Origin of the sequence: Pseudomonas onubensis (assembly GCF_965653655.1) — a bacterium.
Classification (GTDB): Bacteria; Pseudomonadota; Gammaproteobacteria; order Pseudomonadales; family Pseudomonadaceae; genus Aquipseudomonas.
On the sequence record NZ_CBFHAZ010000078.1, the window covers coordinates 18,798 to 29,316 of the forward strand.

The following is a 10,519-nucleotide window of genomic DNA, read 5'->3' on the forward strand; positions in this document are numbered from 1 at the left end:
GTTCCCAAAAAGGGACCGATCGTTCCCTGATTGGGACTGCTATGTAACAAGCACCACTGAGCAAATGTGGGAGCGGGCTTACTCGCGAATGCAGGGTGTCAGTCAGTACATCTATAACTGATCCACCGTATTCGCGAGCAAGCCCGCTCCCACATTTTGAGTTTAATTTGCCTTGAATCGAGCATTTGCTGATAGTCCGTTACTCCAGCCGTAACGATCCACCGCCGGGCTTGATTGATGCCCCCCACTTTCACTCCTAAGGTACAGCCCACGACAGCAAACCCCGTGGAGCGACCATGACAACAACCATCACCCCCGATTCGCGCTGGACGCGGCGGCGCGACGAGAAGCAGCGGCGCCTCGGGCTGGTCAAGCAATACGCAGACGGGGCGGTGTTGCCCAGTGACAAAATCGTCGAGGCGCTGGAAGCACTGATCCTGCCCGGCGACCGTGTGGTGCTGGAAGGCAATAACCAGAAGCAGGCCGATTTTCTCTCGCGCTCACTGGCCAAGGCCGACCCGGCCAAGCTCCATGATTTGCACATGATCATGCCCAGTGTCGGGCGTTCCGAGCACCTGGACCTGTTTGAAAAGGGCATCGCGCGCAAGCTGGATTTCTCTTTTGCAGGCACCCAATCCCTGCGCATCAGCCAGTTGCTCGAAGACGGCCTGCTGGAAATCGGCGCGATCCACACCTACATCGAACTCTACGCACGGCTGGTGGTGGACTTGATCCCCAACGTGGTGCTGTCCGCCGGGTTCATGGCTGACCGCGCCGGTAATATCTACACCGGCGCCAGTACCGAAGACACCCCGGCACTGATCGAACCCGCTGCGTTCAGCGACGGCATCGTCATCGTGCAGGTCAACCAGTTGGTGGACGACGTCACGGACTTGCCCCGCGTCGACATCCCGGCCAGCTGGGTGGATTTTGTGGTGGTGGCCGACAAGCCGTTCTACATCGAACCGCTGTTTACCCGCGACCCGCGTCATATCAAGCCGGTGCATGTGCTGATGGCGATGATGGCGATCCGTGGCATCTACGAAAAACACAATGTGCAGTCGCTCAACCACGGCATCGGTTTCAACACTGCCGCCATTGAGTTGATCCTGCCGACCTACGGCGAATCCCTGGGCCTCAAGGGCAAAATCTGCCGCAACTGGACCCTCAACCCGCACCCCACCCTGATTCCCGCGATTGAAAGCGGCTGGGTGGAAAGCGTGCATTGCTTCGGCACCGAACTCGGCATGGAGAACTACATCGCCGCCCGCCCGGATGTGTTCTTTACCGGCCGCGACGGCTCGATGCGCTCCAACCGGATGTTCTGCCAACTGGCCGGCCAATACGCGGTGGACCTGTTTATCGGCGCCACCCTGCAAGTGGACGGCGACGGCCATTCCAGCACCGTGACCCGTGGCCGTCTCGCCGGTTTCGGCGGCGCGCCGAACATGGGCCACGACCCACGCGGCCGCCGCCACGGCACGCCAGCGTGGCTCGATATGCGCCACGACGACGCGCCGGAAGCTTTACTGGAACGCGGCAAAAAACTCGTGGTGCAAATGGTCGAGACCTTCCAGGAAGGTGGCAAACCCACCTTCGTCGAAACCCTCGACGCCGTCGAAGTCGCGCGCAAAAGCGGCATGCCGCTGGCGCCGATCATGATCTACGGCGACGACGTGACTCACCTGCTTACCGAAGAAGGCATCGCTTACTTGTATAAGGCGCGCTCGCTGGAAGAGCGCCAGGCGATGATCGCCGCCGTTGCAGGCGTCACCGCCATCGGCATGCGCCACAACCCCAAAGACACTGCGCGCATGCGCCGCGAAGGCTTGATCGCCTTGCCCGAAGACTTGGGGATTCGTCGCACCGACGCCACCCGCGAGCTGTTGGCCGCCAAGAGCGTGGCCGACCTGGTGGACTGGTCCGGTGGCTTGTACAACCCGCCCGCCAAGTTCAGGAGCTGGTAAATGCGCGCCCTCAAACTGCATGAACTGAGCCTCGCCGATCGCCTGGCGGATATGGCTGTGGATGCCTTGATTGATGAGGCCGACCTGTCGCCCAAACCCGCACTGGTAGACCGTCGCGGCAATGGCGCCCATAGCGATTTGCACCTGGGGCTGATGCACGCCTCGGCGCTGTCGTTGTGGCCGATGTTCAAGGAAATGGCCGAAGCGGCGCTTGAGTTCGGTGAAGTCGGCTTGCCCTTGCGCGAAGCCCTCGGGCGTATCGGTCGCGAAGGTGAGCAAGCCATGCTCGCCACCACTAACGGCGTGAATACCCATCGTGGCGCGATCTGGGCGCTCGGCTTGCTCACCGCCGCAGCGGCCCTGCAACCACGCGCCGTCACGCTCACCGCTGCCAAACTGGCCTTGCTCAACGACCGCTACGCCCCACAACCGCTGAGCCATGGTGCGCAAGTCGCGCAGCGCTACGGCGCACGCGGTGCCCGTGAAGAAGCGCAATTGGGCTTCCCGGCCGTGGTGCAACGCGGCCTGCCGCAGCTGCACAAAAGCCGCCAGCAAAACGCCGGTGAACAAAATGCGCGCCTGGATGCCTTGCTCGCGATCATGACCGACCTGGCCGACACCTGCGTGCTCTACCGCGCCGGCACCGAAGGCCTGCTCGCCATGCAGCACGGCGCCCAGGCGGTGCTGGATGCAGGCGGCAGCGCAAGCCTTGCCGGGCGCCGCCAATTGCATGAACTCGACCAGCAACTCCTGGCCCTGAATGCCTCGCCAGGCGGCGCCGCCGACCTGTTGGCCGCCTGCCTGTTTATCGACCGCCTCGACGGAGCGTTGTGATGGAAACCTTATCCTTTGAATTCCCCGCCGGGCAGCCGCCCAAAGGCCGTGCGCTGGTGGGTTGCGTCGGCTCCGGCGACCTGGAAGTGCTGCTGGAACCGGGCACGCTCGGCACGCTGACCATTCAGGTGCAGACCTCGGTGAATGGCGCCGAACAACGCTGGCAGCACCTGTTCGAACGAATCTTCCAGGAACACACGCCACCGGCCTTGAAGATTGATATCCACGACTTCGGCGCCACCCCCGGCGTGGTGCGTTTGCGCCTGGAACAGGGTTTCGAGGAGATCGGCCATGACTGACTTGCTCAACAAGCACAGCTTCGTCGAACTCGGTGCGCGGCAGCGGGCCAAGGCGTTGCTGGACAGCGGCACTTACCGCGAACTGATCGACCCGTTCCAACGCGTGATGTCGCCGTGGCTCAGCCGCCAAGGCGTGGTGCCGCAAGCGGATGACGGCGTGGTGATCGCCAAGGGCAGCATCGCCGGGTTGCCGGTGGTGATTGCTGCCATTGAGGGCAGTTTCCAGGGCGGTAGTCTCGGTGAAGTGGGCGGCGCGAAAATCGCCGGTGCCCTCGAGTTGGCGGCCGAAGACAACCGCAAAGGTATCCCGACCCGTGCCGTGTTGCTGCTGGAAACCGGCGGCGTACGCTTGCAGGAAGCCAACCTCGGGCTGGCGGCGATTGCCGACATCCACGCGGCGATTGTCGACCTGCGCCAGTATCAGCCGGTCGTCGGCGTGGTGGCGGGCAGCGTTGGTTGTTTTGGTGGCATGTCCATCGCCGCCGGGTTGTGCAGTTACCTGGTGGTCACCCGCGAAGCACGCCTGGGCCTTAACGGCCCGCAAGTGATCGAGCAGGAAGCGGGCCTGGAAGAATACGACTCCCGCGACCGGCCGTTTATCTGGAGCCTTACCGGCGGCGAGCAACGCTTCAACAGCGGCTTGGCCGACCGTTATGTGGCGGACGATGTGGCGCAGATCCAACAGACTGTCAGCGCCTTGCTGCAACAAGGTTTACCCGAGCAACAGCGCAGCCGTCAGATCGATTTCTACCTGGCGCGCCTCACTGAACTGGACGCAACGCCGCAAATAGACCCCGCGACGGTGCGCGACCTGTATCAAGGAGAACGCCCATGAGAGGTTTGCAGTGGTTCAATGCATTGAGCGCTGGCGCAACGCCGGTCGAAGGGTTGCCGGACTCATTGAAAGTCGCAGACGGCGTAGTGGGTGAACAGGCCGTGCGCTTTATTGCCGTGGTCACCGACGCGCAAAATCGTTTCCCCCGTGCACGCAACGGCGAAGTCGGTTTACTGGAGGGCTGGGGTCTTGCCAAGGCTGTCGACGAAGCCATCGAGAAGGGCGACAAACGCCCCATCATCGCTATCGTCGATGTGCCGAGCCAGGCCTATGGCCGTCGCGAAGAAGCCCTCGGCATCCATCAGGCCCTGGCCGCCGCCGCCGACAGCTATGCCCGTGCTCGCTTGGCCGGGCACCCGGTGATTGCGCTGCTGGTGGGCAAAGCCATGTCCGGTGCATTCCTCGCCCACGGCTACCAGGCCAACCGTCTGATCGCCCTGCGTGACCCTGGCGTGATGGTGCACGCCATGGGCAAGGCCTCGGCGGCGCGGGTGACCTTGCGCAGTGTTGAAGAACTCGAGGCCCTGGCCGCCAGCGTGCCGCCCATGGCCTATGACATTGACAGCTATGCTGGCCTGGGTTTGCTCTGGGAAACCCTGTCGGTCAGCCAGATTGAACAGCCTACAGCGGACGACGTGACGCGGGTCAGCGATTGCTTGTTGCACGCCATCAAAGATATCCACAGCCCGGATCTGAAAGGGCGCCTCGGTGCGAGCAATCGCGCCGCCTCAAGCCATGTACGCCAACTGCTGCGGGAGCAATGGTGAACGCTCACGACTTGCTCTGGGGCATGACCCCGGCGCATCTGCCCGCTGACGCGCCAGCCTGGGTGCACGATGCGATCAGCGCCGGTCACCCGGTGGTGGTGCGTCGCGCCCTGGCCGAGCCGGGTTACGTGGCCGTCGGTGTGCGTGGGCGCTCGCGTGAGCAGCGGTTTGCGGCGGTGATGCCGCTCGTGGCCGTGCAACGACGTGTGGTGCCGCAAGACTTGCGCAGTGCGGTCTCGACACGGGATTTGCCGGCACTGCGCGCACTGGATCAACTGCGCCCGGTGCTGGCGCAGCAAGACTGGGGCGTCACCGGCAGTGCAGGTTTCGAGCTGGCCAGCGGCATTGAGGCGCTGCATGCCAAGAGCGATCTGGATTTGATCCTGCGCACACCCGAGCCACTTGAGCGCAAAGCCGCACGCGCTCTGCTGGCGCTGTTGGACACGACGGAATGCGCCGTCGACCTGCAACTGCAAACCCCGTTCGGCGCTGTCGCCTTGCGTGAATGGGCGGGCGAATCCCGCCGGGTGTTGCTTAAAACCACCCACGGCGCGCACCTGGTACTCGACCCGTGGCAGGCCGTGGCATGAGCAGCCTTCTGGTATTTCCGGGGCAGGGTGCCCAGCGCGCGGGCATGCTCCAAGCGTTGCCTGCTCACGTCCTGGAAGAAGCCAGTGATGCACTGGGCGAAGACGTAAGCCAGCTTGATTCAGCCCAAGCCTTGGCCAATACACGCGCCGTGCAACTGTGCCTGTTGATCACCGGCGTGGCCCACGCCCGCCAGTTGCAACACACGCCTGATTACGTGGCGGGCCTGTCCATCGGCGCCTACCCGGCCGCCGTTATCGCTGGTGCGCTGGAGTTTGCCGATGCGGTAAGGCTGGTGAGCCTGCGCGGCGAACTGATGCAAAACGCTTATCCACAAGGCTTTGGCATGACGGCCATCATCGGCCCGCAGTTATCCACAGTCGAAACGTTGCTGGCCGAAATCCACAGCCCCGAAACCCCGGTGTACCTGGCCAACATCAATGCCGACAACCAGACCGTCATCGCCGGCAGTGATGAAGCCATGCAGCGTGTCGCGCAACGCATCAAAGGCAACGGCGTGGCCAAGCGCCTGGCCGTGAGCGTGCCATCCCATTGCATGCTGCTGAACGAACCCGCCGAGGCATTGGCGCAGGCGTTTGTAACGCTCAAGGCGCCGCGCATCACCTACCTGAGCAGCACCCGCGCGCGGCCGATCCACAACCCTGAGCAATTGCGCGACGACCTGGCCTTCAACATGTGCCGCATCGTCGACTGGCGCGGCACCGTGCAAAGCGCTTACGAGCGCGGTGTGCGCCTGCAAATCGAGCTGCCGCCTGGCGCGGTACTCACCGGCCTGTCCCGGCGTGTCTTCGAGCAAGGCAGCGTCATCGCCTGTGAAGGCGCACGCCTGGACACCTTGCAGGCCCTGCTGCAAGAGGAGGAGCGCCGCCACCGATAATGCACTACCCAAGGCTTTCGAAGCACAAAAACAACAATTTCGATGAAGCACTTTGAGGACAACAACCATGATTATTTACGGTGTGGCATTGCTGGCGATCTGCATGCTGGCGGGCGTGATCCTGGGCGACATGCTTGGCGTGTTGCTCGGGGTAAAATCCAACGTGGGCGGGGTAGGCATCGCGATGATCCTGCTGATCTGCGCACGCTTATGGATGCAAAAACGCGGCGGCATGACCAAAGATTGCGAAATGGGCGTGGGCTTCTGGGGCGCGATGTACATCCCGGTGGTGGTGGCGATGGCGGCGCAACAAAACGTGGTCACCGCCCTGCACGGCGGCCCGGTCGCAGTACTGGCCGCGATTGGCTCCGTGGTGGTCTGCGGGTGCACCATCGCGCTGATCAGTCGCACGCACAAGGGCGAACCATTGCCCGCCGAGGAGCCGCTGATTGTGCCTGCGGGAGGTCGCTGATATGTGGCCTCTTATTCAGAAAGGGTTGGAAAATAACAGCCTGGTCACCGCCTTTGCCTTCGTGGGCGTGGTGATGTGGATTTCTGTGGTGTTGTCCAAGCGCCTGACGTTCGGGCGCATTCATGGCTCGGCAATCGCCATTGTGATCGGCCTGGTGCTGGCTTGGGTCGGCGGCACCCTGACCGGTGGGCAAAAAGGCTTGGCCGATATGGCGCTGTTCTCCGGTATCGGCTTGATGGGCGGCGCGATGCTGCGTGACTTCGCCATTGTCGCCACCGCGTTTGAAGTGCAAGCCACCGAGGCCCGTAAGGCCGGATTAATCGGCGTGATTGCGCTGCTGCTCGGCACCGTATTGCCATTTATTGTCGGCGCGAGCATGGCCTGGGCGTTTGGTTATCGCGATGCAATCAGCATGACCACCATCGGTGCGGGCGCTGTGACTTACATCGTCGGCCCGGTAACCGGTGCGGCGATCGGCGCGACCTCGGATGTGATGGCGTTGTCGATTGCCACCGGGTTGATCAAGGCGATTCTGGTGATGGTCGGCACGCCCGTGGCGGCGCGCTGGATGGGCCTGGATAACCCACGTTCGGCGATGGTGTTTGGTGGCTTGGCCGGCACCGTGAGCGGGGTGACGGCGGGGCTGGCGGCGACGGATCGGCGTTTGGTGCCGTATGGCGCGTTGACGGCCACGTTTCATACCGGGCTTGGGTGTTTGCTGGGGCCTTCGCTGTTGTACTTCATTGTGCGTGGGATCGTCGGTTAAGCCCGTCATTCAGGTTGATTGTTCTGGCCTATTCGCGAGCAAGCCCGCTCCCACATTTTGACCACATTCTCATGTTAGAGCGCGGTCAAGTGTGGGAGCGGGCGTGCTCGCGAAAGCGGTCTGTCAGGTTGAAACCTGGCGGTTGGCATACATCCGACATTCCGCCAGCAACGCCAGCAAATTCGGATCACGCTCCTTGGCCTTCAAAAACACCACGCCAATATGCTGCTGCAACCGATACCGCGGTTGCAGCGGTATGAGCTTCACGCGGTTCTCATACACCGCCGCAATCCTTCCCGGCAGCAACGCATAACCCACCCCAGAACTGACCATGCTCAGCAGCGTGAAAATGTCGTTCACCTGCATCGCCACCTTTGGCTCGAAACCCGCTTGCTTGAACACCCGGTTGCCATCCTGATGGGTAGCGAAGCCTTGGGTGAGGGTGATGAAAGTAGCGTCGCGCACATCCGCCAGGTCGATCTGCTGCTCGCGGTCGAAGGGTGAATCGGCCGGTGTGGCGAGGAAGATGTCGTCGGAAAACAGCGCGATCTGTTCGCAGTCGGGGTCGTTGGCGTGGTCGTCAAGGGAGATCAGAATCGCATCCACCTCCATGTTCTTGAGCTTGTAGAGCAGGTCGAAGTTGGAACCCAGAATCAGGTCGATGTTGAGTTCGCTGCGCCTGATTTTCAGGCCCATGATCAACTGCGGCACGGTTTTAACCGTCAGCGAATACAGCGAGCCCAGTTTGAAACGCTCGGCGGAAAACCCGGCGGCTTCGCGGGTCAGGCGTACGCTGTCAACCACATCGGCCACCAGCTTTTGGGCGCGTTCTTCCAGCACATAGGCGCTTTCCAGCGGGGTGAGGTTGCGCCCTTCGTGTTTGAACAACGGGCAGCGCAGCGCATTTTCCAGCGAGTGAATAGCGCGGTGCACACTGACGTTGCTGGTTTGCAGCTCGGCAGCGGCGCGGGCCAGGTTGCCGGTGCGCATGAACGCCAGGAAGATTTCCAGCTTCTTGAGGGTGAATTCTTCGTCGATCAGCATGGCCGTGGCTCGGGTTCGAATGCCGTCGATTGTGCCCCTAAAACCAGTTCACTCCCAGCCATGCGCTGCACAGGCCCAGCACCACGCCGAGGATGATCAGCCAGATCGCGTTGAGCCGCGTGTAATACACCACGGCGGCGCTGGCCAGGGTCAGCACCAGGCTGGTGGTGTTGTTTTCCAGGCTATTCATCAGGATGTAGCTGGCGGCCAGGATCAGGCCGATGGAGATCGGCAGCAGGCTGCGTTTGACCCGTTGCACCCACGGCGTGGTGGTGTGTTTTTCCAGCCAGCCGGCGCCCACGTAGGTGAGCACCGAACACGGCACCAGCTTGGCCAGCAAGGCGACCAACGCACCCGGCAGCCCTGCGGCTTGTTGGCCGATAAACACCAGCAACATGCCGTTGGGGCCGGGCAGGGCCTGGGACAGGGCGAAGAAGGCGACGAACTGGGCGTCGCTGACCCAGTTCATGTCGTTGACGGAGTAGCGGTGGATATCACCGATGGCGACCATGTTGCCGCCAATCGACATCAGCGACCACAGTGCGCATTGGAGCATCAGGTGCAGGAGCGTGGCTTGCATCAGCGGGCCACCTTGCGTGTGTCGATAAAGCCCAGTGCCAGGGAGCTGGGGATGCAGATCAGCAGGACCATCCACAGTGGCAGCACGAGAATCGCCATCAGCACAAAGGTCAGCAGAAAGGCCACGTAGTTGGCGACCGTCCTGGGCATGGCTTTGAGCAGGCGCAGGGTGGTGCCGAGGATCAGCCCGGTGGCAATCGGCATCACGGCGCCGAACACCTGCTGCACCACGTCGTGGGTCCACCACTGGGTATAGGCAAAACCGGCGAGCACGGTGATTATCGAAGGGAACAGGTACAGCCCGCACACGGTCACAACCGCACCCGGCAAGCCATGCAGGCGACGGCCGTAGATGATGCCGACGTTGGCGATATTGGGGCCGGGGAAGAACTGGCCGGTGGTCAGCAGCTCATTGAAGCCTTGCTCGCTGACCCAGCGACGGCGGTCGACCATCATCTGCCGCGCCCAGGGCATCACGCCGCCAAAGCCAAACAGGCCGACCATGGCGAAGTTGTAAAACAGTTGCCATAGGCTGGGTTGCGGCGCGGTGGGTTCAAGCTCGGGCATGGAGATTACCGATAGGGCGCTTCTATGTGGGATCAGGCAAGCCAGCTCCCACAGGATTGGGTGAATGATCTATCGGCGTGTGTGTTTGGGCAAATGAAGAAATGCGTGTTACCTGCAACAGTGCCGGTAGCGTCACAATGGTCTTGGCACAACCATGTGGTAACGGTTATTCGAGGTGAGTGACACATGTATCACGGGGAACGATTCAACGCCTGGAGCCATTTGGCCGGGGCGGTTGCCGCTTTTATCGGCGCAGTGTGGATGTTGGTGGTGGCGAGCCTGGACGGCAGCCCCTGGAAGATCGTCAGTGTGGCGATTTATGGCTTTACCCTGCTGGTGCTGTACAGCGCGTCCACCGTGTACCACAGCGTGCAGGGGCGGCGAAAAGAGATCATGCAGAAAGTGGATCACTTTTCGATCTACCTGCTGATTGCCGGCAGCTACACACCCTTTTGCCTGGTGACGCTGCGCGGGCCGTGGGGCTGGACGCTCTTCGGAATTGTGTGGGGGCTGGCGGTGATCGGCATTTTGCAGGAGATCAAGCCAAGGTCTGAGGCGCGGATTTTGTCGATTGTGATCTATGCGGTGATGGGCTGGATTGTGCTGGTGGCGGTCAAGCCATTGATTGCCGCGCTTGGCACGGCGGGGTTTGTGTGGCTGGCCTCTGGCGGGGTGTTGTACACCGTCGGTATCATCTTTTTCGCCCTGGAGGATCGCCTGCGGCATTCCCATGGGATCTGGCATTTGTTTGTGATCGGCGGCAGTTTGCTGCACTTTGTGGCGATCATGCACTACGTTCTTTAACGGGCGACGCGGTAAAAAATGTGGGAGCGGGCTTGCTCGCGAATGCAGGGTGTCAGTCAGTACATCTATAACTGACCCACCGCATTCGCGAGCAAGCCC

General features: G+C 62.0%; 13 protein-coding genes. 10 read left to right on the plus strand and 3 right to left on the minus strand.

Annotated features, from left to right (window positions below; all coding sequences use genetic code 11):
• Positions 1 to 296: 296 nt before the first annotated feature.
• From mdcA to madM, 9 genes are all read left to right on the plus strand, one after another.
• On the plus strand, positions 297 to 1,967 hold the full coding sequence (mdcA, locus tag ACTD9P_RS21635) for a malonate decarboxylase subunit alpha (RefSeq protein WP_438869298.1): 1,671 nt from the start codon (positions 297 to 299) through the stop codon (positions 1,965 to 1,967).
• Positions 1,968 to 2,801 carry a triphosphoribosyl-dephospho-CoA synthase gene (locus ACTD9P_RS21640; RefSeq protein ID WP_438869299.1) on the plus strand — a complete coding sequence of 278 codons (834 nt, stop codon included), beginning with the start codon at positions 1,968 to 1,970 and terminating at the stop codon, positions 2,799 to 2,801.
• Positions 2,801 to 3,100, plus strand: a complete 300-nt coding sequence (locus ACTD9P_RS21645; RefSeq protein WP_438869300.1) for a malonate decarboxylase subunit delta — start codon at positions 2,801 to 2,803, stop codon at positions 3,098 to 3,100. The genes ACTD9P_RS21640 and ACTD9P_RS21645 overlap by 1 nt, the downstream gene beginning before the upstream one ends.
• Positions 3,093 to 3,935, plus strand: coding sequence for a biotin-independent malonate decarboxylase subunit beta (locus ACTD9P_RS21650; protein ID WP_438869301.1), 843 nt, complete (start codon positions 3,093 to 3,095; stop codon positions 3,933 to 3,935). The genes ACTD9P_RS21645 and ACTD9P_RS21650 overlap by 8 nt, the downstream gene beginning before the upstream one ends.
• On the plus strand, positions 3,932 to 4,702 hold the full coding sequence (mdcE, locus tag ACTD9P_RS21655; RefSeq protein WP_438869303.1) for a biotin-independent malonate decarboxylase subunit gamma: 771 nt from the start codon (positions 3,932 to 3,934) through the stop codon (positions 4,700 to 4,702). Before ACTD9P_RS21650 ends, mdcE begins: the two co-directional genes overlap by 4 nt.
• Positions 4,696 to 5,292: a malonate decarboxylase holo-ACP synthase gene (locus ACTD9P_RS21660; protein WP_438869304.1), complete on the plus strand. Its 597-nt coding sequence runs from the start codon at positions 4,696 to 4,698 to the stop codon at positions 5,290 to 5,292. The genes mdcE and ACTD9P_RS21660 overlap by 7 nt, the downstream gene beginning before the upstream one ends.
• Positions 5,289 to 6,188 carry a malonate decarboxylase subunit epsilon gene (gene mdcH / locus ACTD9P_RS21665; RefSeq protein WP_438869305.1) on the plus strand — a complete coding sequence of 300 codons (900 nt, stop codon included), beginning with the start codon at positions 5,289 to 5,291 and terminating at the stop codon, positions 6,186 to 6,188. Before ACTD9P_RS21660 ends, mdcH begins: the two co-directional genes overlap by 4 nt.
• Positions 6,189 to 6,255: 67 nt before the next feature.
• Complete coding sequence (gene madL, locus ACTD9P_RS21670; protein ID WP_138813482.1) at positions 6,256 to 6,660, plus strand: malonate transporter subunit MadL; 405 nt, start codon at positions 6,256 to 6,258, stop codon at positions 6,658 to 6,660.
• Between the two features lies 1 nt (position 6,661).
• Positions 6,662 to 7,426, plus strand: coding sequence for a malonate transporter subunit MadM (gene madM, locus ACTD9P_RS21675; protein WP_138813483.1), 765 nt, complete (start codon positions 6,662 to 6,664; stop codon positions 7,424 to 7,426).
• Between the two features lie 123 nt (positions 7,427 to 7,549).
• Here the strand turns inward: madM and ACTD9P_RS21680 are convergent, their stop codons facing one another.
• Genes ACTD9P_RS21680 through ACTD9P_RS21690 form a run of 3 tightly spaced genes read right to left on the minus strand, consistent with a single transcriptional unit; the run spans position 7,550 to position 9,616 of the window.
• Positions 7,550 to 8,470: a LysR family transcriptional regulator gene (locus ACTD9P_RS21680; RefSeq protein ID WP_138813484.1), complete on the minus strand. Its 921-nt coding sequence runs from the start codon at positions 8,468 to 8,470 to the stop codon at positions 7,550 to 7,552.
• A 37-nt stretch (positions 8,471 to 8,507) separates the two neighbouring features.
• Positions 8,508 to 9,050, minus strand: a complete 543-nt coding sequence (locus tag ACTD9P_RS21685; protein ID WP_138813485.1) for a chromate transporter — start codon at positions 9,048 to 9,050, stop codon at positions 8,508 to 8,510.
• Entirely contained in the window at positions 9,050 to 9,616 is a 567-nt protein-coding gene (locus ACTD9P_RS21690) for a chromate transporter (RefSeq protein WP_219269826.1), read from the minus strand. The genes ACTD9P_RS21685 and ACTD9P_RS21690 overlap by 1 nt, the downstream gene beginning before the upstream one ends.
• 186 nt (positions 9,617 to 9,802) lie before the next feature.
• On the opposite strand from ACTD9P_RS21690, the gene trhA reads away from it, so the two are divergent.
• Complete coding sequence (gene trhA / locus ACTD9P_RS21695; protein ID WP_200430421.1) at positions 9,803 to 10,420, plus strand: PAQR family membrane homeostasis protein TrhA; 618 nt, start codon at positions 9,803 to 9,805, stop codon at positions 10,418 to 10,420.
• The last annotated feature ends 99 nt before the right edge of the window (positions 10,421 to 10,519 follow it).